The sequence below is a fragment of the Paenibacillus sp. PK4536 genome (assembly GCF_028594455.2).
GTDB lineage: Bacteria > Bacillota > Bacilli > Paenibacillales > Paenibacillaceae > Saccharibacillus > Saccharibacillus nuruki.
Map to the genome: position 1 here is coordinate 842,273 of NZ_CP126313.1, position 21,958 is coordinate 864,230.

General features: G+C 39.6%; 25 protein-coding genes. 9 read left to right on the forward strand and 16 right to left on the reverse strand.

Annotated features, from left to right (window positions below):
- Positions 1 to 18: 18 nt before the first annotated feature.
- The gene (locus PO903_RS03980; protein WP_069328031.1) at positions 19 to 1,257 is read right to left on the reverse strand and encodes an ABC transporter substrate-binding protein; all 1,239 of its coding nucleotides are present in this window, start codon (positions 1,255 to 1,257) and stop codon (positions 19 to 21) included.
- A 370-nt stretch (positions 1,258 to 1,627) separates the two neighbouring features.
- Here PO903_RS03980 and PO903_RS03985 point away from each other — a divergent pair, with 370 nt between their 5' ends.
- The gene (locus tag PO903_RS03985) at positions 1,628 to 2,164 is read left to right on the forward strand and encodes a sigma-70 family RNA polymerase sigma factor (protein WP_161594257.1); all 537 of its coding nucleotides are present in this window, start codon (positions 1,628 to 1,630) and stop codon (positions 2,162 to 2,164) included.
- Between the two features lie 40 nt (positions 2,165 to 2,204).
- Complete coding sequence (locus tag PO903_RS03990; RefSeq protein ID WP_069328029.1) at positions 2,205 to 2,462, forward strand: helix-turn-helix domain-containing protein; 258 nt, start codon at positions 2,205 to 2,207, stop codon at positions 2,460 to 2,462.
- Between the two features lie 67 nt (positions 2,463 to 2,529).
- Here PO903_RS03990 and PO903_RS03995 read toward each other — a convergent pair whose 3' ends face one another.
- From PO903_RS03995 to PO903_RS04015, 5 genes are all read right to left on the reverse strand, one after another.
- Positions 2,530 to 4,185, reverse strand: coding sequence for a diguanylate cyclase domain-containing protein (locus tag PO903_RS03995; protein ID WP_273592661.1), 1,656 nt, complete (start codon positions 4,183 to 4,185; stop codon positions 2,530 to 2,532).
- Positions 4,186 to 4,342: 157 nt separating this feature from the next.
- The gene (locus PO903_RS04000; protein ID WP_069328027.1) at positions 4,343 to 4,657 is read right to left on the reverse strand and encodes a hypothetical protein; all 315 of its coding nucleotides are present in this window, start codon (positions 4,655 to 4,657) and stop codon (positions 4,343 to 4,345) included.
- A complete protein-coding gene (locus tag PO903_RS04005; RefSeq protein ID WP_273592662.1) occupies positions 4,657 to 4,980 on the reverse strand; it encodes a type II toxin-antitoxin system Phd/YefM family antitoxin in 324 nt (107 codons plus the stop codon). Before PO903_RS04005 ends, PO903_RS04000 begins: the two co-directional genes overlap by 1 nt.
- 154 nt (positions 4,981 to 5,134) lie before the next feature.
- Positions 5,135 to 6,103 carry a nucleoside hydrolase gene (locus PO903_RS04010; protein ID WP_273592663.1) on the reverse strand — a complete coding sequence of 323 codons (969 nt, stop codon included), beginning with the start codon at positions 6,101 to 6,103 and terminating at the stop codon, positions 5,135 to 5,137.
- Between the two features lie 47 nt (positions 6,104 to 6,150).
- Complete coding sequence (locus PO903_RS04015; RefSeq protein WP_069328024.1) at positions 6,151 to 7,149, reverse strand: glycosyltransferase; 999 nt, start codon at positions 7,147 to 7,149, stop codon at positions 6,151 to 6,153.
- 159 nt (positions 7,150 to 7,308) lie between these two features.
- Here PO903_RS04015 and PO903_RS04020 point away from each other — a divergent pair, with 159 nt between their 5' ends.
- Positions 7,309 to 7,518, forward strand: a complete 210-nt coding sequence (locus PO903_RS04020) for a TM2 domain-containing protein (RefSeq protein ID WP_137223213.1) — start codon at positions 7,309 to 7,311, stop codon at positions 7,516 to 7,518.
- Between the two features lie 74 nt (positions 7,519 to 7,592).
- Here PO903_RS04020 and PO903_RS04025 read toward each other — a convergent pair whose 3' ends face one another.
- Complete coding sequence (locus tag PO903_RS04025) at positions 7,593 to 8,633, reverse strand: phosphotransferase (RefSeq protein ID WP_273592664.1); 1,041 nt, start codon at positions 8,631 to 8,633, stop codon at positions 7,593 to 7,595.
- A gap of 168 nt (positions 8,634 to 8,801) precedes the next feature.
- Here PO903_RS04025 and PO903_RS04030 point away from each other — a divergent pair, with 168 nt between their 5' ends.
- Entirely contained in the window at positions 8,802 to 9,830 is a 1,029-nt protein-coding gene (locus PO903_RS04030) for a substrate-binding domain-containing protein (RefSeq protein WP_273592665.1), read from the forward strand.
- A 104-nt stretch (positions 9,831 to 9,934) separates the two neighbouring features.
- On the opposite strand, the gene padC is transcribed toward PO903_RS04030, so the two are convergent.
- Positions 9,935 to 10,423: a phenolic acid decarboxylase gene (gene padC / locus PO903_RS04035; RefSeq protein WP_069328020.1), complete on the reverse strand. Its 489-nt coding sequence runs from the start codon at positions 10,421 to 10,423 to the stop codon at positions 9,935 to 9,937.
- A 157-nt stretch (positions 10,424 to 10,580) separates the two neighbouring features.
- On the opposite strand from padC, the gene PO903_RS04040 reads away from it, so the two are divergent.
- Positions 10,581 to 11,141: a PadR family transcriptional regulator gene (locus PO903_RS04040; RefSeq protein ID WP_273592666.1), complete on the forward strand. Its 561-nt coding sequence runs from the start codon at positions 10,581 to 10,583 to the stop codon at positions 11,139 to 11,141.
- Between the two features lie 120 nt (positions 11,142 to 11,261).
- On the opposite strand, the gene PO903_RS04045 is transcribed toward PO903_RS04040, so the two are convergent.
- Both PO903_RS04045 and PO903_RS04050 read right to left on the reverse strand, forming a co-directional pair.
- Positions 11,262 to 12,110, reverse strand: a complete 849-nt coding sequence (locus tag PO903_RS04045; protein ID WP_273592667.1) for an aldo/keto reductase — start codon at positions 12,108 to 12,110, stop codon at positions 11,262 to 11,264.
- A gap of 134 nt (positions 12,111 to 12,244) precedes the next feature.
- Positions 12,245 to 12,760 carry a DUF2179 domain-containing protein gene (locus PO903_RS04050; protein ID WP_069328071.1) on the reverse strand — a complete coding sequence of 172 codons (516 nt, stop codon included), beginning with the start codon at positions 12,758 to 12,760 and terminating at the stop codon, positions 12,245 to 12,247.
- A gap of 275 nt (positions 12,761 to 13,035) precedes the next feature.
- On the opposite strand from PO903_RS04050, the gene PO903_RS04055 reads away from it, so the two are divergent.
- Complete coding sequence (locus PO903_RS04055; protein ID WP_273592668.1) at positions 13,036 to 13,389, forward strand: sigma-70 RNA polymerase sigma factor region 4 domain-containing protein; 354 nt, start codon at positions 13,036 to 13,038, stop codon at positions 13,387 to 13,389.
- A complete protein-coding gene (locus PO903_RS04060) occupies positions 13,341 to 13,565 on the forward strand; it encodes a hypothetical protein (RefSeq protein WP_069328016.1) in 225 nt (74 codons plus the stop codon). Before PO903_RS04055 ends, PO903_RS04060 begins: the two co-directional genes overlap by 49 nt.
- A gap of 140 nt (positions 13,566 to 13,705) precedes the next feature.
- Here PO903_RS04060 and PO903_RS04065 read toward each other — a convergent pair whose 3' ends face one another.
- The 5 genes from PO903_RS04065 to PO903_RS04085 form a co-directional block, all read right to left on the reverse strand.
- Entirely contained in the window at positions 13,706 to 15,322 is a 1,617-nt protein-coding gene (locus PO903_RS04065; RefSeq protein WP_273592669.1) for an FAD-dependent oxidoreductase, read from the reverse strand.
- On the reverse strand, positions 15,319 to 16,866 hold the full coding sequence (locus tag PO903_RS04070; RefSeq protein WP_273592670.1) for a DUF4127 family protein: 1,548 nt from the start codon (positions 16,864 to 16,866) through the stop codon (positions 15,319 to 15,321). The genes PO903_RS04065 and PO903_RS04070 overlap by 4 nt, the downstream gene beginning before the upstream one ends.
- Positions 16,867 to 17,023: 157 nt before the next feature.
- Complete coding sequence (locus PO903_RS04075; RefSeq protein WP_273592671.1) at positions 17,024 to 17,905, reverse strand: carbohydrate ABC transporter permease; 882 nt, start codon at positions 17,903 to 17,905, stop codon at positions 17,024 to 17,026.
- Entirely contained in the window at positions 17,905 to 18,792 is an 888-nt protein-coding gene (locus PO903_RS04080) for a carbohydrate ABC transporter permease (RefSeq protein WP_069328013.1), read from the reverse strand. The genes PO903_RS04075 and PO903_RS04080 overlap by 1 nt, the downstream gene beginning before the upstream one ends.
- 62 nt (positions 18,793 to 18,854) lie before the next feature.
- Positions 18,855 to 20,138 (reverse strand): ABC transporter substrate-binding protein, encoded by a 1,284-nt coding sequence (locus PO903_RS04085; RefSeq protein ID WP_241669355.1) that lies wholly within the window; start codon positions 20,136 to 20,138, stop codon positions 18,855 to 18,857.
- A gap of 212 nt (positions 20,139 to 20,350) precedes the next feature.
- On the opposite strand from PO903_RS04085, the gene PO903_RS04090 reads away from it, so the two are divergent.
- Positions 20,351 to 20,842, forward strand: coding sequence for a hypothetical protein (locus PO903_RS04090; protein ID WP_273592672.1), 492 nt, complete (start codon positions 20,351 to 20,353; stop codon positions 20,840 to 20,842).
- Positions 20,843 to 20,981: 139 nt separating this feature from the next.
- The gene (locus PO903_RS04095; protein ID WP_273592673.1) at positions 20,982 to 21,206 is read left to right on the forward strand and encodes a hypothetical protein; all 225 of its coding nucleotides are present in this window, start codon (positions 20,982 to 20,984) and stop codon (positions 21,204 to 21,206) included.
- 107 nt (positions 21,207 to 21,313) lie between these two features.
- Here PO903_RS04095 and PO903_RS04100 read toward each other — a convergent pair whose 3' ends face one another.
- Positions 21,314 to 21,883, reverse strand: a complete 570-nt coding sequence (locus PO903_RS04100; RefSeq protein ID WP_069328010.1) for an acyl-CoA thioesterase — start codon at positions 21,881 to 21,883, stop codon at positions 21,314 to 21,316.
- Positions 21,884 to 21,958: the final 75 nt, after the last annotated feature.

Genomic DNA, 21,958 nt, shown 5'->3' on the forward strand with positions numbered 1-21,958 from the left:
ACTCCTTCCATTTCTCGATTAGCTTGCTCTTCGTGCCGCTACTTTATCCCACTCTTTATCCAGTGTGCCGAGGAAGCCATTAATATCTTTATTTTGCAAAAAGGCTTGTACAGTTGGATTCAATTGAACAGCGCTTGGAATATAGTGATCGACAAAATCGACAATCTTACCCTGTTCAAAATAAGGCAGTAATTCCGCGACACTCTCATCTTTTTGCTGTACACCGTTCACAGCCGAGAACAAGTTTTGCTGGTCAATATATTGTTGGCTATTTTCTTTTTGCAATAAGAACGAAATAAATTCTTTGGCTTGTTCAGGATGTTCGGTCTGATTTGAAATCGCCAGTAATGTATCAATCCCTGCGGTCAATTTATTTTTGGATTCATCGTTACTACCGGGTAGTGGGAAAAATCCTAATTTAATATCTGGATTGACTTTGCGAATCTCAGAGATCGCCCAGCTTCCTTGAATATACATCGCCGCTTCGCCATTACCAAAAGCACGATTACCATCCGAATATGCTTTACCAAAATTATCATTATGACCGTAATTAAGTAATTCCAACTGCTTTTTAGCGACTTCTTGATACGCTTGGACAAATGTCGTTTTGTTTTCACGACGCTCTTTATAGAAGTCTGTCCCGACTAATGTACCGCCCATCGCATTGAAAGGTAGATTGGTCTGCCAATCGTCTTTGTAAGTGAAATAGAAAGGAATGGTTCCTCCTGCTTTCGCTTTTTTAGCTGTAGCAATCAGTTGATCCCATGTTTTGGGTACAGATAACCCTAGCTTTTTGAAAATATCTTTATTGTAGATGATACCGTTTGCATTTAACGCAAAAGGAACCCCTGTCACTTGATCCATACCTGTAACGTCTTTGAGCATTTGTGCATATTTCGGATCAATATTTTGCAATAACGAATCGCCCGTTAGATCCATAAAAATATCACTTTTAGCGAGTAACGAATATGTATCAGTAGCACCCAAACCGACAATATCAGGAATATCATTTTTGACGACTCGTGTTTTGAGTACCGTCTCTGCATCAGGTGGATTCACTTGAGACACATGAATATCCGGATGTTCTTGATTGAACTTGGTAATCAGTTCATCGAAGCTAGCTTTAGCCTCCGGCTTATTTTGGAAAAATTCGAGTTGTACAACTCCATCCTTGGTTCCACTGTTATTCAGACCACAAGCGGATAATATACCACTTAGCAATAGCCCGATCAGCAACATACTCCCCCATCTTTTCATTTACTCATTCCCTCCTCAAACTCTTTTACTTGCATAAACAATATAAACAAAAAATACCCTATTCCGACAAAAAGGAAACGATTTCAACAAATTTATACTCTATTTTAATCCTTTTAAAAGCCTAAAAAACATAGTCTTAAAAAAATAATTCCCATTTTTGACACCTTTTCTTATCAAATACAGTATGTAGATATATAAAAATAGTTATAAAGGTGGAGAGTATATAAAAAATAATTACGCCTAAAGTTGTATTTACCTCCATTCTTTCAACTTTATAGATAAAAGATAGAGACTACACCGTTTATGTGGTATTTATCTTTTGATCCCAATTCATATGCACTTAGGATATAAAGTGCTGGAGGTAATACGTATGAACCTAACAACAACAGATCAAAATCCGATCATTCATTCTTTTTTGAGTATTCCAAGTCATAAGCAGCTGTTGGAACAAGCCATATACTATCCAACTGAACCTAATAAACAAAAGCTTAATCAAGCATTTCAACTGTTCTTTTTAGAAGCTCGCTTTACTTCTTATATCGCTTCTCTGATTCATTTCAGTGCGATCAATTATGATAAAAAAAATCGTCTGTATAAAGATCGACATCAACTGATTATTGACCACAGCGAAAATAAAGATCATACCTATACTTCACGAATACCTGCTGATACAGATACATATCATTTTGCAGAACGTAATTTACAACAAGTGATTACCGAAAAAAAGATGTATGAAGCGATTCAGCAACTCACAGATCGAGAGCAACGTATTCTTTGTTATCTTTATATTTATGAAATGACCGAGAAAGAAATATCGTCTCAACTTCAGGTGACTCAACAAGCGATTTCCAAAACTAAACGATTAGCCATCAAAAAATTACAAACGTATCTTCATTGTCCAAGTTAGAAAAAGTTATAAAGAAGGTAGGTTAGAAGGAGGAATAACTATGGCACATGCTCTACTATCATTAATTCAAAAAGCTAAAAACGAAGATGAAGAAGCAATTCTATTTCTGATCCAAAAATTTTCGCCTAAGATTATGCGCTCATTACAGCAAACCACATATCAAGAACAAGAAGATCTACAACAAGAAATTCATCTCAAAATTATCGAAGCTGTTCGCAAATACGATCTTGAGCATATCCCGGATATTTGGAATTTTATTAATCCTGACGATTTCTCAGCACGTCCAATGTCTTCTTAATATGTGAATACACCAAAAAGCCAGAGTCGTATACGCTCTAGCTTTCTGTGTATGCTTATAGAATCTTTTATCCGATCGATTGTGGAGCAAGTGGTTCTTTGTAAAAGGTAAGTCGGTTTTTACCGGAACGTTTGGATTGATATAAGGCTTGATCTGCCATACGAATAATCTCGATTGGATTATCGCTGTCATGCGGATAGACGGCTCCACCGATACTACATCCGATATTCACCTTTTCATATTCCACGATAAATGGTTTGTTCAGGCTACGAATAATCTCATTTGCATAGATTTCAGCTTCTTTTTCGATATTTAATCCAGAAGGATCGGTATGCAGAACCACTAGAAATTCATCGCCACCCAGACGAACAGTAATATCATGTTCACGTGTTAAATGACTGAGACGTTGAGCTACTTTTTGCAGTAAAATATCGCCACTCTGGTGACCTAACGTATCGTTTACTTTTTTAAATCCATCTAAATCAATATAAAGAAAAGACAGACACGGTTGTTGCTCAGGATCATCAAACGCATCTTCTAAATACGTTTCTAATGCATTCCGATTCGGTAGCCCAGTTAGATGATCATAATGAGCTAGACTTTGCATATTGCCAAGCTCGACTTCTTTTTGACTTAACGAAGTGACCATCGTCTGCAAAGAAGAAGATAACATTTCAATATCACTAAAACTTTTACGAGAAGGTATATCGACTTCTTCTCCACATGCTAGTCGATCCGCAGTATGTGTTAATTCACGAATAGGTAGCGAAATACGCTGTGCTAACCACCAACCGATTAGTGCAAATACTACGGCGGCAATGACTGTAATCCAGATATTAAAATGCATTAATTCAGATACAGACGCCAAAGCTGTAGATTCAGGCTGTCTCACAATAACGGTCCAACCCAATCCAGGATAGTCTAAATATCCATCTCCATAGGCATATCCTGTTAAATAGGTGTTACCATCAGGCCACTTTTCCAACTCCCAACCATCTTTTTGTAATTGGGCTTTAGCTATACTTTTTAACGGTAGTGGCTTACCTACCATCTCACGTGGACCTAATAGAACGGTCTGATCTTGTTTACTGACAATCAGCATATCTACATTCTGGCCTGCCCATTTACTTGGTAATAATACACTTTGTTGTACTTCTTTGGCCCATGCCCAGCTCATATGTGCAGCTAGTACACCAATGGTCTGTTGTTGGCTATTTTTGATCGGTAAGCTTACATCGACAAATTGTAGCGGTTCTCCACTTGGATTAGGCAGTAATTTGGCAAGTAATACAGCATCATGCACATCACCGATAAATTTGCCTTGAATACCTTCTTTAAATACAGGACGCTCTGACAGATCTTTGCCTAACAAAATCCCATCGGTCGCTGCTAATACTTTTCCTTTAGTATCGGTATATCCAATCCATGAGAATGATGGAAAGTGTGATTTCAATTGATCTAACATTTGTTGAATATTTTCGACATTTTGATTATTTTCAAAAACAGGCAAGCTCCCCAATAATTCCACTTCACCTGATCTAGACCACATAAAGTTATCTAACTTATCTGCTGTCTGATACGCTGTTCCTGCTAGAGATTCCCCAATCTCATTTTTAATACTTTGTGAAGAATAATAATTAATTGTCGTGCTAAGTGTAAAAGATAACAATAACGACAGTGCAATAAATGTAACAATAAGCGCAGTTCTTAATTTGACAGACACCGACATTTCCCCCGAAAATTCGACTTTACTATTACTATCGGTTTCTGTTAACAGAGAGTTTAATTATTTTTATTTGTAAATAAATGTCGAATTAGTTATATATTTAAATATACATATAGCAAAAGACTAACCTTTTGAGTTAGCCTTTTACATGTGCTTATTCCCGTTTTTGACGCCTAGCCTCGGCGGTTCTAAATACTTTTCCTTCATCCCTTGCTCCAATAACAATAATCTCTACAATTTCAATTTCATCATTTTGCGAAACTTTAAATATTAAACGAACTCCCAATTTATCATATTTTAGCTCTTTCATACCTGCTAGATTGGAATAACTATTATTATGTAGAGGCTTTCCAATTTCAGAGCCTCTTTCTTCTAAACGTTTTTGAGCAACATCTACCCACTGCTTTAAATTCCCATCTAAACGACGATAATCTTTGGCAGCTTCTTCCCAAAATTCAACTTTAGCCATTAATCAAATAACTCCTCATCGCTTCGATTTGCATAAGGGTTATCTGTTAGATCTGTATTCACAACTTCTTTAGCAGGTATTAATATCGAATTCCCATTTTTCACACGTTGAGAAGTATGAGCATATAATAATTCACTTTCAAGTTGCTGATTTCGTTCAATAATTTCTTTGTAACTTTGAACATCTAAGATAACTGCACTTGGTTCATTATTAGATAATATATATATAGGTTCGTGAGTTTCTCTTACTTCTTTGATCACTTTATTAAAATTAGCACGAACTTTAGTAATAGATTCTGTACGTACATTCAAAACTTTATACATAATTACAACCTCCTTTGACTACTTTTATCATACGTTTAAAAAGGCTTTTATTCAAGCTTTAATAAGAGCCTTTATTTAATTAAAAAAAGACTAACCTTTTGAGTTAGCCTTTTCCTTTTCCTTTTACCACCAATTTATATGCTCTTACATTTTTTTACTTAATCGCACTTAATACATCAAGCAACATCTGCTTAAACAACGGACGATCAATCTTTTCACAGACGCGTACATTTGGTGTCTGTCCTAGTCGTCCATTGATATCCACTACGCTGTATCCGCGTGTCCATTCGCCTTTGGTTTCTACATCAACAAAATACGTATGGCTTTCTGTCATGACTGCTTCATTAGCGGCTACAGCCATCAGTAATGTATCAGGATGAGTTGTACCATTTAGACGATGTACTTCTTTATTAAATGTCATCACAACTTGATTGACTGCTTTGAAAAAGTCCGCTCCGGCAGTACCCAACGCAGCAATCTCTGCATGATCGTCATCATCCATCAGAGAATAACCGGTACACATTTCCCAACCAACCATGGTTGTTGGAATCCCTGAACGTAGAACAATATGAGCTGCTTCGGGATCGACATAGAAGTTATATTCAGCCGCCGGTGTAATATTGCCGAGTGCATTATTCGTTCCACCCATTACATATAAATGAGGGATTTTCGGAACAATTGTTGGATCTTTCTGAATCGCCATCGCAATATTGGTTAGTGGCGCAATCGCTAGTAAATGGATTTCACCAGGGTACTTATGTACACTTTTGATAAGAAAATCAACTGCATGTCCATCCGCTGGACGTTGGATTGCTGGAGGGAAGTTCGCTCCTCCCATGCCATCGCTACCATGTACATCTTCTACAGTCCGATGCTGTTCTTGATTCCATGTCGTCATCAGTGGACGCTCGCAACCTTTGTAGACAGGAATCTGCCCGTCTACTCCACCTTTACCTGCGACTTGAATCGTATAGAGTGCATTTTCGACTTCCTGATCAAATTGTACATTCCCACCTGTCATCATAATGCCTTGTACATCAAAATGATGAAGTGCTGTCAAAATAGCGATCGTGTCATCACCAGCAGTATCGGTATCTATAATCGCTTTGCGTAATGTTGTCATAACGGTTCCACGTCCTTATGTTTTCTTTAGATTCTAAGCTACTATTATTATTTCAACCATTCCGAGAAAAATTGACGATACCCTTCTTTCATAATCGAACTGGAAAACGTATCAAACGCATAATCCCGATTATCTTGTGAAAATTGGCGTGGAGAGGCTGCTGCCATATTCACCAGTTCAAACCAATTGCGCTCATTCCCTGCAAAAGCATGGGTCGAACTAATATGGTCATAACAAGGATGTTCTGGTTTGACTACAATTTTGCCCATCGCTAATGCTTCAGTAAGCGGCATCGCAAATGTATCAAATTTGGAACAGCTCCAATACACTTTACTCGAATTCATCAATTGGAAAATCTCATCCTGCGATAAAGCAAACCGTAAGTGAATATTGGATGGAATATCATATTTCTGCATACTTTCACGATAACGTTCGCCACCAAATACCATAAATACTTCTTTGTCTGGATTCTGACGAGCATATTTGAGTACCAGATCAGGACGGCGATTTTCTTCATCTCGTCCAATCCACAAGATTCGATTTTCTACCACTTGTGAAGGATCGAAATGTTTGTTTGCCAGCGTTTCGCTAAATCCTATTGGAATCACATCGACATCATGAATATTGAATTGTGAAGCTAACTGTCGTTTGAGAAAAGGAGTCTGCACCACAGCTTTATCGACCATATTATAAAAAGGTTTCATCATCTCATAACCTGTTAGCGCAGGATCAGGGAAACTATGTGGAAACAGTACACTTTTCGGCAAAAACATTTTTAAATACGTAAAGCCAGACACCGTATAAATAACATGCTCAATCTGTTCTTTATGGATCTGATCTAATACAATATCGTAGTTCACCAGATCACTCTTCTCGTGTTCATACCCGGGAAGCCAATCATATCCGCTCACATGACGCTCTGGTGAAATAAAGACGATCTCTACGCCTAATTCTCGTCCTAATGCTTGTAATCGTTCTGCAAACACACGTGGCCCTTGATTCTCACTAAATTGAATTTTGCGCATAAGCAGTCCAACTTTTTGCATACTATTCCTCCAAAGAAATCTCTATTATTTTTCGTTATTTGCGTCTATTGTGTTGTAGTGTGTATATTCTAAATATACCTTTAAATGATGAAAAGAGGAACCTTGACCGCTTTGAATACGTATGTAATCTCATAAGCAACACACTTTGGAGGGAACGCTATGTATAGTCGTAAAAGCAATCTAGTCAGTTTATTGTTATGTATTTTCTTCGGATATTTAGGGATACATCGTTTTTATGTAGGTAAAGTCGGAACAGGGCTTTTGATGTTATTTACAGCGGGTCTTGGCGGAGTCTGGGTCATTATTGATATCATTATTATTATCTTAGGCAAATTCCGTGATAAAGAAGGATACCGATTAAAATTCTAAAAAAAGAATTACTACTATTTATATAAGCACCAAAAAAACCTCGTGGCTGTTAGTTAGCTATCGAGGTTTTTTGATTATTTTTCTTTTGTAGAATAATCTATAACCGTAGAATGCCACATCTGTATACACTGTTCCAGATGATCCCCTACTTCTGTCTGCTGAAGACGTAATTGTTCATGTGACCAGATCGGTTGATCTTGCTGTAAGTCTTGCTGGATTAATAACAGCATCCAACTGGAAAAAACTATAGCAAATATAACGTACTCCTGTATCATCTGTGACTTAGATATCGTAGGATTCACTTGCTGTTCCCAATAATAAGACAACAATTGTAAGCGCAAATCGATATTCATAGCACGCGGGAACAACGGATGCGACAGATCAATTAAATGATACAAATCCCACAAAGGCGTATTGCGATGACAATGTTCCCAATCCAAAATGATACATCGTCCTGCTAAGTTATATCCATAATTACCCGCATGAAGGTCACCATGACATAATACTTCTGACATCGTCCACGAATGCTGTTGTATAGTCTGCTTTAACACTGGCATCCTATGAAGCCAACGTGTTTGACTGTTATTTGGCTTGATATGCTGGTGTACGAATATTTCAAATGTATCCCATTGAGATAATAGTTGTTCTGTCATTACTAGAATAGACGGCTTTTGCCCATTCCCAGGCAATTCTGGAATCGATAATATAGGAATACGATGCCATTTTACCATTTGATCTATCATATAGAACAAAGTCTGCTCGCTATGAACATGATTGAGCGTACCTGCATCCTCTAAGATGATCCATGCCGGTCGATCATCCTTTGAATAAAAAGATAATTTATCTGTAGCCGAATAAGCTAGTAGTTGCGGGTATAGATCAGGCAATAAGGGCATAACATGTGTATACGTCCAAAGTTCTTGATAACATTGTTGTTGTAAAGATAGCGGCTTAAAAATATAGGTCTGATGATTCGCATTCAAGCGAAATCGCTCAATATGATGGTGATGAAGGGTCGTATAAATAATTTGACGGTCGCTGACGTATCGATCATCTAACTCAGCTTCAGCAGTAATGGCTTGCCTTAATAACTCGGCTATCGGTTGTAGCTGCATCTATATGTTCACCTGCTTATCAATAATCATGTATTTTATATTAGCCTATTCCCAATGATCGTGCATTCAAATGGTATATAGATATACGATGAAAGTTATCGATTAAGTATATACATAATAGTATTGTTGATATAATAATAGTCAAAATCAATATGAAAGGGCGTACCTATGAATCATAAAGTAACGATGAGGGATATCGCAGATCGCTTGAATATCAGTAGTGTGACCGTATCCAAAGCGCTTGGAGATAAAGACGGAGTCAGTGATAGTCTCAAAGAAAAGATCAAACAAGTAGCTGAAGAAATGGGCTACCGCTATAATACAGCTGCCAAATCAATGAAAGATGGATTATCTTACAATATCGGGGTCATGATTCCTGAGCGATTTACAGGTACCAATCATTCCTTTTATTTTCGTATCTACAAATACATTGCAAAGATCCTTGAACAAGGTGGCTATTACGGCATTATGACCACTTTAGGCGAACATGAAGAATCGATGCTTACATTGCCAAGATTGTATTATGAACAAAAGATAGATGGTTTGATTATTTTGGGGCAGATTGGCAAGCCCTATATTGAAGCTATGCAAGAAATGCAATTACCCAAAATTTTTCTCGACTTCTATGATGAGCATGTAGAAATGGATGCTGTGGTTACCGATAACTTTTACGGTGCGTATGAATTAACGAACTTGTTGATTCGAGGGGGTCATCGGGATATTGCGTATGTCGGTACTTTACACTCGACCAGTAGTATTCAAGACCGTTTTCTAGGATATTACAAATCGTTGTTGGAACATCGAATCCCTTTGCAACAACAATGGATATTGGATGACCGTGATGAAGATGGCGTTTATATTGATATTCAGTTACCTGATCCTATGCCAAGTGCGTTTGTCTGTAACTGCGATCAGGTCGCGCATAATCTAATTAACAAATTGCAGGACTTGGGTTACCATGTGCCTCAAGATTATTCTGTGACCGGCTTTGATAATGATATCTATGCCACATTAACCCGGCCGCCACTCACGACTGTTGAAGTCGATATCGAACGCATGGCAAAGTTAGCCGTACAGTCCATTTTGAAAAAAGTAAGTAATCCGTATTACACTTTCGGACGTGCACTTGTACCTGGTCGTGTAATTGAACGAGAATCAGCTATCGCTTTAACTAATGATGCAGACCACCAAGCCTAATAGAATAGTAGACAAATAAAAAAAGGAGCGTCTCAAAGACGTTCCTTTTTGGTCATTCGGATGAATGCTATATGATGTTGTTATGATGTATATGAAATCATTATTTATTTTATTTTACCTGCACGAATATCATCGGTCATGCCTGGATAAGGCGCTTGTGCAACTACGTTTTGATTGTCTACGCCTGCATTTTCGATAAATGTAATATCGGCAAATTCAGGGACAACATATTTAGGATATGTTTCGTATTTTTCACGAGATTCTTCCATCAAAGCGATATGATCATTCTGGTAACATACTGTGATTTCTGGATGTTCGTGTACCCATTTCGGGAAGAAAATAATACCATGCATTCGTTTTTCAAGAGGCATAAAGTTCAGCGCTACGTCTGTACCTGTTGGTTCTGTCCAAGCTACTTTGTATACACCTTCTGTTAATTTCACCAAATCGACTTCTTGATCGCGAACCCAACGTCCAGCCACCATACCACTATGAATACGATAATCGATAGTATGATCATTTTTGATATAAATCTCATACTCCCAGCCGTTCTCATACGTATAAATCATATGACTTCCTACAAAGTTTTCCATTATACAGCACCTGCTTTCTAGAATTTGAATTCAAATATCATTCACTCTGTCTTGCAAACTGTTTTATAAAACATGTAAATATCAACATGTTTATTTTAACATTTTGATATGCTATGGTCAAATATACACAAATCTATATTTAAAGGGGATTATGATCGTGCGAGTATTGAAATATGCGATTCTAGGTTTATTATATCGTCAAGAATACAGTGGCTATGATATCACCAGTCAATTTAAAAAAGAAATCGGTCAATTCTGGAGTGCCAAACATAGTCAGATTTATCCAGAGCTTCGCAAGTTGGTGGACGAAGGTTTGCTTCATTTTCGTACTCAGATTCAAGGGGAAAAGTTAGAAAAAAAAATGTATACGATCACTGAAGCTGGACGAAAAGAACTGCTAGAATGGGCGTTATCGCCAGAACCGTTGCCTGAAACAGAGAAAGATGCGTTTATGTTGAAAATGTATTTTATCCATACGTTATCACAAGAAGAAGCACGCATATTATTTGAAAATCAACTACAACAGCGCCAAGAGAAGCTGGTTCATTTAAAACAGGAATATGAGCAACTCATTCCTTTATTCGGCGAGGAAAATACATCTGGTGCTATGCATTTCGATCATCCTCATCTCGGACATTATCTCGTACTGACCAAAGCGATAGCACGTGAGCAAAGCTATGTAGAGTGGTTGAAACGCCATGTTCACTTGTTCTTATAAGAGATACTTTGAATACTTATAGACAGCTTAAACCAAAAAAAGACATCCATTAAGGATGCCTTTTTTTTATCTTTTACGTTGGTTGTATAGTAGTGAACTGTACTTCAAGATGTGCTTTGTTTAAAATTCTTCGTACTCTGCTGGATCTTGATCCCACAGACGTTTGTTGTCTTTACTGAATGCTGAAATGGTACGCATTTGCTCTTCATTTAACTCAAAATCAAAAATGTTCAAGTTTTCCTGTTGATGCTCTAGTGATCCAGCTTTCGGAATAGGTACAGCACCTAGCTGGGTATGCCAGCGTAGAATCACTTGAGTCGGTGTTTTGCCATAAGCGGTTGCGATTTCTTTGATACCTGTATCTTCAAGCACACTTTCTCCGCGCCCACGACCAAGCGGACTCCATGATTCAGTGATGATTTGATGCTTATCATTTGCGGCACGCTGTTCTGTCTGTTCGAAATACGGATGCAATTCTACTTGATTCAGCACGGGTGCTACGCCCGTTTCAGCGATAATCCGTTCCAGATGTTCTGGCAAGAAATTACTAACGCCGATCGAACGGACATAACCGCGTTTTTGTGCTTCAATCATCGCTTGCCATGCTTCTACATATTTATCTACTTTCGGATTCGGCCAGTGAATAATATAGAGATCAAAATAATCCAGTCCGGTACGAAGTAGTGATTCTTCAATGGTGACTAATGCTTCGTCATACGCATGATGCCGCCCTGGTAATTTCGAGCAGACACGTAACTGATCACGAGGGACCGAGCTTTCACGTACCGCTTTACCCACAGCACCTTCATTTTCATAATTAAAAGCAGAATCAATCAGCCGATAACCCACTTCAATCCCCTGCTTGATCGATTCTACACCTTTGTGACCATTAAGCGAGTAAGTACCCAGCCCGATCGCTGGAATATCCAGTCCATCATTTAGCTTTTTTGTTGGAATATTCGTTTGCATATCAAAAGCCCTCCTCTTATTTGCTTCAATCATTATTTAAACCACTGAATAGGTTATAAACAATTCGTCATTGAAGGGTATAGATAAAGGGCGTCTGATTGCGAACGATTTTCTACACGATCGACAGGTTTCAATTAGCGTTTAATTGCCTTCGTCCAGAAGCCACCATGGAATTCGCGCGGCTCCACCATAATCACAAAAGCTTTGGGATCGACAGACAGGATGGTCTTATACAGACTGTCCTGATTTTTGCGTTTGGCTAGAATCTCCATCACGATTCGGTCACCATCTCGTCCTTGTCCAAGCCATGAAGTGACACCATATCCTTTGTCTCGCAACACTTCGGCTAGACGTTGATTCGGTACATCGCTGATTACTTTGACGGTGATATAACCAAGAGCAATCTTTTCCTCAATCCAAGAACCGAGCAGGATACCGAGTCCATATCCAATCGCATATACCGTTAGACTTAGCGGTTGATCGAGATATTTGAGAACCAGATTAAGCCCCATAACATAGATAACGACTTCAACAATACTGATCGCCGATGCTATATATTTTTGTCCTTTAAGTGTAAGGATCGTTCTTAACGTATATGCCGTTACATATACAATCTGAATCAGAAAAATAAACATTAGAATTTTAAGCATAACATGCAAAAACACCTTTCTTCTCCAAAATAATCGTGTATGTCACTAACGATCTATAGATATTCAACCTCTACACTATCTCTTTCTATACATGGGATCAAGTGTCAATTAAAGGTCTTCCAAAAAGTCCATCTTTTTCCTCGCTATAAATCAGCTGATAAATCGCTATAAATTAACCGTATCTCCAACCTCATCATTTCTTTTTTATTATAAAATAAGAACATAAGTTCCCTTAAGTAACAAAATAAGGAAAACGTTATAAAGGAGAAATCATGATGCCACAGACTCTTTCATTATCCGAGCATTATCGTAGACAGCTCAAACAGATCGCCTGGCGTATCCAGTATCGCAATAAAGTACGTGCTCGTTCGGAGCAGCTGTCGATCCATACATGGTTAGAAACCAATGAGTATCACTCTTTTCCAGCAGAAGAATTTGATAGTCTGGTAGCGATTCAAGAACTGATTGATTCGTTACCTTTTGCTCAGGGAAAACAAATTATTCGAGGATTATACCTAGATCAGCAGACCGAAGCGCAATTAGCAGAGCAACTACAAATCAGTCAACAGGCGGTGAACCGATGGAAGCGCAAAAGCTTGCAGTATCTCTCTCAGAAGATCAGTTCGTAAATCTATTACACATGGTTCAACAACATGGTGATCAAGCGGCTATGTTAGAGCTACTTCATTATTACGAAGAAGACATGAAGCATCTGAGTAAATATCTACGCATGCCTTATGAAGATGCGATGCAGACGTTACGAACTGAATTGTTAGAACTGGTGACAACAGGATTAGCAGAATGATCTTCAGATTCAATCATGATCATGGTGATGATCTTTCACGCTATCGTATTATATTCAGTATTCAAAAATAGCCTTCTGTCCAATGATATGGAAAAAAGGCTATTTGATCTATTCATCATTTACAAAGACATAACGACGTTTTACTGGGGGTTCAATACTTCTTGTTCTACATCCTCAGGCCAGTGCAGAACCACACCTGCGTCTATCAACATCTCTTGATAACGACTGACATGTTCTGTTGATTCGTAGACTTCACGTGGTGTAATGCCCTGTTGGATCGCATACGCAGCTAGATAACCTGCGGATTCTCCAATATTCCATTCGACAGGATGCAGACGATAGCAACCGCCAGCAATCTGAGTCATGCCAATATTTTTGCAAGCAGGTAAAAGATTAGTCATACGCACAGGAATTAATGATCCCAACGGAATCTCAAAAGGATAGTTAGGAATATAGAACGTACGATGTGTTTTGACTGTTGGATGTAGATCAAGTGAATAACTTCCTATACCCACACTATCTTCATATCGCTTGATTCCTTCAGCTCCGCGTAACTCTTTACTCACATCGTGTTCGGTAATCGTGTATAGCGCTTTGATACGGCGAGACTCACGAATATACGGTGCTTTGGCAAGCCCATCTGCTGTCCCTAAAATATCTCCACGCAAACGAATCCCCGGGAACCCTTTACCACCATCCAGACGTGGCGCTTCTGTCTGCAACCAGTATACTAATGAAAAAGTAAGCTGGCGGGCACTTTCTAGATTTTGCGTACGTTCATAGATCGGTACACCTGTCACTGCTCCTGCATAATAATCATTTTGCGCCCAATTGAGTAGACTGACTTCTTGAATCTGTGAACGAAGGGGTTCTTCCCAAATAGCCGGATCGATAATACGGCGATAATCCCATAATGAAGTCACACCTTCATCGTTAGGGAACAACGTGAACTCTTTTAACTTGGTTGTATCGTTCGCATCAGAAGCATACCAGCTTAAGATAGGGAAACGGGAAAAAGAAGGCATATATTCACGCCAGTAATCATATTCTGCTGGCTTCTCAATCGTGAAATCTGCTCCTTCCACATAATCCACAGCGGCTACATGAGTGATCGACTGCATATCTAGCGGATCAGCATGTTCTAGCGCATGCGGTTCATCGGTATCTGACTTCGCTTCTGCTCCGCTGACATACTCTGTTCCAGACTGCTCTAGAAGGTCGCCTTCTTCTGTAGCATCCAGATAATATTGACCGATTAACTGTGTATATTGACCGACTGATCCGGTTACTTGGGTATGGCTAACCGTGACCGATACAATACGATCATACTCTGTTGCTACTTCAACAGGCACCGTATGATATAGCACTTGGATACGCTGAGTATGGATATACGGCGACATCATTTCTTGTAATACATCTAGTGCAATCTTAGGCTCATGCGCTAATCGACTCACCCATCCATTGCCCGGATTCAAAATTGGGTTATTACGTGCTTCCTCTGTTAACGGATAATTCCGACGATAATAGTCGCGTACCCGTTCACGAAATTCACGAAATGTAGCGGTTGCTCCTGTACGTTCTATCCAGCGATGTTCATCGGGCGGAACAGCTTGTGATGTAAGCTGTCCACCTAACCAGTCTGTCGGTTCTGTTAAGGTTACAGTCAATCCTTGCTTCGCAGCGGCAAGAGCTGCCATACAGCCTCCTAGACCGCCACCGATTACTACCACATCTGTTTGTTTTATTTGTTCTGTCATTGTTGTTCTCCTTTGTGATCTTTTAACGATAGATGGGCTCGAATGGATAACCCCACTTCAAACATCCGATTCCACGGCATATAGCAATCTTGAATATCGATCTGCACACCATTTTCTTGTAAATGTTGCTCTATAAATTGCTCCAAATGACTACGTACCATCTCAGCCACATATCCACGTTCTCCATCTAACTGAAATTTATCCAGACCCAATTCTTGAATCGGCCCATTGCTTAAATATTTACGTACAACAGAATCATAGCCTAGGTCTTCCACATAACGTAGCGCTAGAAAATTCATATGCTCTGGAGTGGCTCCATATTGTTGATAGATCATCGATTGTGCAATAACCGTTCCTAATGTATTCGAACTGGTATTCCAGCCTGCATAGCCTGCCAGTTGATACAAAATGCCTCGCTGACGAAGTAAATCCAGCAATTCAAGATCACCACCGTTAGCATAGGCAATATCTCCAATAGCCACTACCGCATCCGGCTGACGATCCAATATGTAGCCTGCATACTCTACTAACTCTACGGTTGTCCGTTCAGTATCATAATTAGCAGACGGTGATCCTTGATAGACGGCTTCACCCATTTTTTCACCTGCGGTATTGAGCAGTAATAAGATATCCGCACTTTGTTCATCAGAAGCAACCATACCGCCTGCCGCAATAATCTGATATTTTAACGTTTCATACAGTCGCCGATCTTCATACGCAGGAATAATCAAAGCTCCATTTACCGAGCTAAAACGCACATAGACCCGAGGAATAGTATGATTCAACTGATTGATCATGCGAGCCACCAATGTACAACCAACTTCATCTGCACCCGGATACATATAGACACGCAAGCCTAGACGCAATGCTCGAATACGTGCCCTTACTTCCTGCTGATCTCTAGCGGTATATCCATAAGGAGCCGAATCATCTTGCGGGAAAATCAGAAAGTCGATCACACCTTGTTCTACATAATCCAGTGCTAATTGATTGATCTCCCGATTTACCGCACGACGACCTAGATAATCATCCAGCACTTCTTGAGGTAAGCGACTGTTGATATCGTCCAGTTCTTGTTGTTCTTCGGTCGTTAATGGATGTTCTTCTGCATAATGTTCTAGATACCCTTTGCGAAAAATCTCTCGTCCCCAATCAGCATAATAATCCGGTTCTTCGTCTGAGGAAGAGTACTGCGGGCAACGCATAATCAGTTGAAAAGCGAACAATTTAAGTGCAGGATTCTGCTCTTTGAGTATTCGTAATCGATCCAAACGACGAGTCAGTTCGGTCACATCCAGTTCATGTAGACGGGAAGGCACAATCCCGCCGTACAATAGTGTATCTAGGGATATCACTGCTCCGTCAGCCGATTGACATTCCAATTGTGTCCATGTCCATAGCCGTTCGGTATCTGCGGCTATTTTCTTGCGTCCCATCCATTCTTGCGGAGGACGCACAGCTTGATATGATGTTCCTCGTGTCAGTTCATAAGGGAAATTATAATTACAAGGTCTTTCGTCTAAAGGTACAATCACCAATGTCATTTGGAATAGACTCCTTTGAAGTTACACCGCTTTGGGAAGGATATCTTGCTTGTCGTCGCTGGTAAAGATATCGTTCCCTTCGCTCAGAGTAAACTCGCATTTTTCTATTTGGCGGAGCAGTAAAATATAAAACGATTTATAATGCGTATTACTTTTATTATCCTTTGACGGCTCCTGCCAAGCCTTCCATGTAGTAGCGTTGGGTGAACAGGAAGACGACGATGATAGGGATTACGGAAATGATGGTTCCGGCGGCGATCCAGCCGAAGTTGTAGGAAAATTGTCCGTTGAGATATGTTAGTGCTGATGCTAATGGATATTTTTCGGGATCATCTAGCACAACGATTGGCCACAGGAAATTGTTCCAGAATGCCATTACTTCAAGTAGCATAATGACTGCAATACCGGGCTTTACGAGTGGGAGTACTAATTGCCACCAGATACGTAATTCGGATGCGCCGTCCATTTTACCGGAATCTCGAATTTCAGTAGGAATCGTCAAGAAGGTCTGACGCATCAGGAAGATATTAAATACCGATACAGCAGCAGGTAGCACCACACCCAGATACGTATTGCCTAAATTTAGCCATTGAATCGTTAAATAATGCACGATCATCGCTGTTGATGAAGGGATAATCATCGTTGCGATCAGCAGGGTAAAGACCATATCTCTACCTTTAAACCGGAATACGGCTAACGGATAAGCCGTCATACAGGACAAAATAATATTAAATACAACACCCATCACCGTAATGATGACCGTGTTCATAATGTATTTGGGAAAGTTCATAAAGTTCCACACTTGCGCATAGTTGCCGAAATTAATAAATGTCGGAAAAACGGCAGGTGGATTAGAAAACACATTGCGTCCGGGCATAAGCGATACACTGAGTAACCAGAGAAAAGGCCCTGTCATAAATAAAGCTAAGGCAATCAACAACACGTAAGTAATCGTATACCGAATCCCTTTTTTCCATTTACGTGCTTGCGGACCGGGTGTTTTGTAATCGGTTTTGGTTGTTATCGTTGGATTATTCATCAGTACGTTTGCACACCGCCTTTCTTGTTCAGACGGAACACCAGTATACTCAAAATGCCTACAATCACACTAACGATTAGACCTAGTGCTGACGCATAACCAAAGTTAAATTGCACCAACCCTTTTTGATAAATATACAGACTGGATGTAAGTGTCGCTGTACCCGGTCCACCTTTACCATTGGTTAGAACAAACACTTCATCAAATACACGAATCGCACCCATTAATGAGATCAACGTACAGAATAAGATATGAGGGCGCAGTAAAGGAATCGTGATCCGGTAAATGGTCTGCCAGCGACTTGCTCCATCAATCATGGATGCTTCGTAGAGATCAGTTGGAATCGATTGAAGCCCGGCTAGATACAACATCATATAATAGCCAAGCCCTTTCCACATCGTAATAAACATAATTACATACAATGCGGTGCTACTGCTGGACAACCAGCCGACTTGTTCTTGAATAATACCTAGCTGGATTAACGCATAATTGATCACACCGTTACTACTGAACAACCAGCTCCACATCAACGCTACCGCCACCATAGAGGTGACGACAGGGATATAATAAGCGGCACGAAATGCTTTGATCAATGGAATACGGCTATTGACCAGAATCGCCATTAAGATCGAAATAATCTGAATAATCGGTACAATCAACACATAGACCATCGAGTTCCATAGGGAAGCCAAGAAACTTTTATCTTGAAAAGCTGTTACATAATTGTCTACACCTACATAGTGCGTTTCTCCAATAACCGAATAATCGGTCAAGGACAACGGAAGTCCGTACACAATTGGCCATAACACGAATACAGCCACAATCAGCAGTCCGGGCGCCATAAATGCCCATGCAGCAAATGTTTCTGTTCTCATCCATTTCTTCATGTTCGTCCACCGCCTTCAAAGGGTCGTCTTGGGTTCGATTGTTGATCTGCTTGGAGTGCCCCTTAGTTTTGCGACAGAATTTGGTTCACTTCTTGTTCGGCTTCTGTCAATCCTTGTTGAGGGTCTTTACCATTCATAAAAATTTCTTGCAATTGACGTGCAATCGCCGAGTTCACATCACCTGCATTTGGTACACCTACCATATAATCTACTGCTTTATCTAAGCTTTCTGCGGATACTACTTTGGCTTCGGATTCCAATGTGCCATCATTTTCAGTGAAAAAGGAATCTTTGATCGATTCTTTAGTACTTGGCAATGTATTAGCTGCTTTAGCAAATGCTGTCTGGTTCGTCGCATTGGTCAAAAATTTCGCAAATTCAGCCGCTTGTTCAGCATTAGCCGATTTGAGTGGTACCACGACATTCATCGTGTTCGACAAACGCACATCGGCTTTACCTGTAGGCAGTGGAACCGCAATTGTATTTTTATATACATCTGGTGCAGATGTTTTGATAAAATTAATAAAAGTAGGTCCTGCAATTTCAAAAGCAGTCTGTTCGCTAGAATAATATTGAATCTGTTTATCAAAGTTAGCGTCTTCTTTCACCAGTACGCCTTCTTGAATCAATCCCTGCATTTTCTGGATTAATGCAATCGTAGCTGGTGTATTAAAAGCTGCTGCTGTTTTGTCGTCATTCAAAATAGAAATTCCTTCAACCGGGAACATTCTAGCTGCAAATGTAGTTGCATACCCTGTTGCTCCTGTTTTGGCTTTGATCTCACGAGACCATTCATTCAGCTCATCACGCGTTTTCGGTGGATTGGTAGGATCAAGCCCTGCTTGCTTCACCAGACGAGTGTTCATAAATAACACTTCTGTTCCTGTATACCATGGCAAAGCATATGCTTTGTTATCAAATACAGTGGAATTGAAAATGCCATCAAAATAAGATTTTTTCTCATCATCGCTCATCCATTGACCCAGATCAGCAAGTGCACCTTTAGAAGCCATTTGATTCGCAAATTCAGTATTCAAATTGACCACATCCGGTACGTTACCACTCGCAATTCCGGTTAATAACTTATTAGAGATAGCATCATATGGATAATCGCTCCATTCTACAGTTACGCCAGGATGACTTTTTTGGTATTCTGATATTAGTCCATTAAAATAATCATTGAACGTGGGTTGAAGAGCAATCGTCCAGAATTTCAAAGTGACTTTCCCATCTTTCGCCTCATTATCTTTGGCATCTGAACCACATGCACTCAGTAGCGATACACATAATGTAGCTAGTAGACATAATGACATCCAACTTCTAAATTTCTTTTTCACAATCTTCATCCCTCTCGTGTGGCAGTTATACTTTCTACGACCATCATGTAATATGTAAGATATCACGGTGGAGATGCCAGAATCTGGAACCGTTCTACCTATGAGACGAATTATAGCAAAACTAAATGTAACAAAAAAGGGATAGACAGGAATTAAAAGGTAATCCTTGTGCAAATTGTTGTTTTTTATTACCAAATATGTGTAAAAGAAGGTGAATTCCTATGCAACCAGAATGGATGATATTAGCCGGCATTATTGTTGTTGCCGTGGTTGCTATTGCTGTTGTGCTCTGGATTGTTTTTCCTTTAAAAAAGGTCACTATACATCAGGCAGATCCTATACTACCGCCCGAGCCAACAACACAGCCTGAACCCACTGAACAAGATCCATCGCATCCTAATATTGTAGATTTATCTGCTTTTCGTGAACGCAAGCATCTGAACCAAGAAGGGCAACGTACCTCTGCTTCTGCTGATATCCAAGCTAAAGATACCTCTTCATCTGTATCTACTCCTCCCAAATTAGCAACTGTACGAAACTTACATCAACCCAAACAAGTACAATCCTTTTCCAACACTCGACTTCAGAAGTGCTCTTATTGCAAAAAAGATGTCAAACATCTGACTTTTTATGCGAATGATAATGGAGGTCTTGTAGGTGTATGCAAAGATTGTGAACATATCGCCAAAAGACAAGACTTGTTACCTTTGTAAAACTAAAATGAAAGTCGCAAGAAATAGTCTTGCGACTCTTTTATGAATACGCTATTATTTAGAAATAGTTGTCATGTTCGGATAGATATGGGTATGATCATACGTTGATTCTAATACCGTTACTAATGTGGAGGTCATGATGAGCAAGTATCAATTTATATGGAGCGAAGGTGTATTAGGCTACGGTGGGACAACATCTCTCGGCATGATCGCCATGCATTATATAGATCATCGTTTTGTACTGACTTTTCACAGTATTGTTGAAGAAATTACAGATACGGTTCCTTTATTTCTGCTATGTGGATATGTATTTGGAGAAATGATGTGGCGTTGGAAAGCTCGTAAAACGGAGCAAAAAGAGTAGTATTCTAGCAAGCCTTAAGCAGAATTTAGAAGTATTATTATTGTTATCAATAATCATAAAGAAAAAGCGAGCATCCTCTATTTGATCTAGAGTGTACTCGCTTTTTGTTATTCCCACGGATATTCAGTGGTGAGGTAATCAGCAAATTCTTTACTTTCTTCTCTCCGTTGACGGCGCATGGCTGCTCGTGAAGGAGCGGTTTCGTGCAATTTCTTCTCTTCTTCCGTTTCAGGAATGACTGTCGGCACTTGCACTTTATGATTATCTTCACCGATCGCTACAAAGGTAAGAAAGGCAGTCGCTGCAATTCGTTTCTCACCTGTTTTGAGGTCTTCGCGTATCACTTTCACAAAAATCTCCATCGAACTACGTCCTGTCCATGTCACAAACGATTCTAATGTCACTGAATCGGTTGGGTTGATCGGATACAGAAAATCGACTGAATCGGTAGAAGCGGTAACGGTATCGACACGACATAATTTGGAAGCGGTAATTGAAGCAATATCATCTATATACGACATCAATTTTCCACCGAATAATGTATTGTGATTGTTGACATCGGTCGGGAATACACGGGATGTTTTGAAGCAACGTGTTTCTCTAACATATTTACTTTCGACTTGTAGCGGTTTGGATGATGCTGATTGTCCCGCTTGATCTGAAGACTGCTGATCCATTGTTCTACCTCCTTATATTTATACGTTTGCCTACATGTTCAATATCTACATGTATCATAGTCTTCCTTATGACAT

Coding starts and splice junctions, on each gene's coding strand:
- PO903_RS03980 (WP_069328031.1), bottom strand. CDS start 1,257: ATGAAAAGATGGGGGAGTATGTTGCTGATCGGGCTATTGCTAAGTGGT.
- PO903_RS03985 (WP_161594257.1), top strand. CDS start 1,628: ATGAACCTAACAACAACAGATCAAAATCCGATCATTCATTCTTTTTTG.
- PO903_RS03990 (WP_069328029.1), top strand. CDS start 2,205: ATGGCACATGCTCTACTATCATTAATTCAAAAAGCTAAAAACGAAGAT.
- PO903_RS04000 (WP_069328027.1), bottom strand. CDS start 4,657: ATGGCTAAAGTTGAATTTTGGGAAGAAGCTGCCAAAGATTATCGTCGT.
- PO903_RS04005 (WP_273592662.1), bottom strand. CDS start 4,980: ATGTATAAAGTTTTGAATGTACGTACAGAATCTATTACTAAAGTTCGT.
- PO903_RS04010 (WP_273592663.1), bottom strand. CDS start 6,103: ATGACAACATTACGCAAAGCGATTATAGATACCGATACTGCTGGTGAT.
- PO903_RS04015 (WP_069328024.1), bottom strand. CDS start 7,149: ATGCAAAAAGTTGGACTGCTTATGCGCAAAATTCAATTTAGTGAGAAT.
- PO903_RS04020 (WP_137223213.1), top strand. CDS start 7,309: ATGTATAGTCGTAAAAGCAATCTAGTCAGTTTATTGTTATGTATTTTC.
- PO903_RS04025 (WP_273592664.1), bottom strand. CDS start 8,633: ATGCAGCTACAACCGATAGCCGAGTTATTAAGGCAAGCCATTACTGCT.
- PO903_RS04030 (WP_273592665.1), top strand. CDS start 8,802: ATGAATCATAAAGTAACGATGAGGGATATCGCAGATCGCTTGAATATC.
- padC (WP_069328020.1), bottom strand. CDS start 10,423: ATGGAAAACTTTGTAGGAAGTCATATGATTTATACGTATGAGAACGGC.
- PO903_RS04045 (WP_273592667.1), bottom strand. CDS start 12,110: ATGCAAACGAATATTCCAACAAAAAAGCTAAATGATGGACTGGATATT.
- PO903_RS04050 (WP_069328071.1), bottom strand. CDS start 12,760: ATGCTTAAAATTCTAATGTTTATTTTTCTGATTCAGATTGTATATGTA.
- PO903_RS04055 (WP_273592668.1), top strand. CDS start 13,036: ATGCCACAGACTCTTTCATTATCCGAGCATTATCGTAGACAGCTCAAA.
- PO903_RS04060 (WP_069328016.1), top strand. CDS start 13,341: ATGGAAGCGCAAAAGCTTGCAGTATCTCTCTCAGAAGATCAGTTCGTA.
- PO903_RS04065 (WP_273592669.1), bottom strand. CDS start 15,322: ATGACAGAACAAATAAAACAAACAGATGTGGTAGTAATCGGTGGCGGT.
- PO903_RS04070 (WP_273592670.1), bottom strand. CDS start 16,866: ATGACATTGGTGATTGTACCTTTAGACGAAAGACCTTGTAATTATAAT.
- PO903_RS04075 (WP_273592671.1), bottom strand. CDS start 17,905: ATGAATAATCCAACGATAACAACCAAAACCGATTACAAAACACCCGGT.
- PO903_RS04080 (WP_069328013.1), bottom strand. CDS start 18,792: ATGAAGAAATGGATGAGAACAGAAACATTTGCTGCATGGGCATTTATG.
- PO903_RS04085 (WP_241669355.1), bottom strand. CDS start 20,138: ATGAAGATTGTGAAAAAGAAATTTAGAAGTTGGATGTCATTATGTCTA.
- PO903_RS04090 (WP_273592672.1), top strand. CDS start 20,351: ATGCAACCAGAATGGATGATATTAGCCGGCATTATTGTTGTTGCCGTG.
- PO903_RS04095 (WP_273592673.1), top strand. CDS start 20,982: ATGAGCAAGTATCAATTTATATGGAGCGAAGGTGTATTAGGCTACGGT.
- PO903_RS04100 (WP_069328010.1), bottom strand. CDS start 21,883: ATGGATCAGCAGTCTTCAGATCAAGCGGGACAATCAGCATCATCCAAA.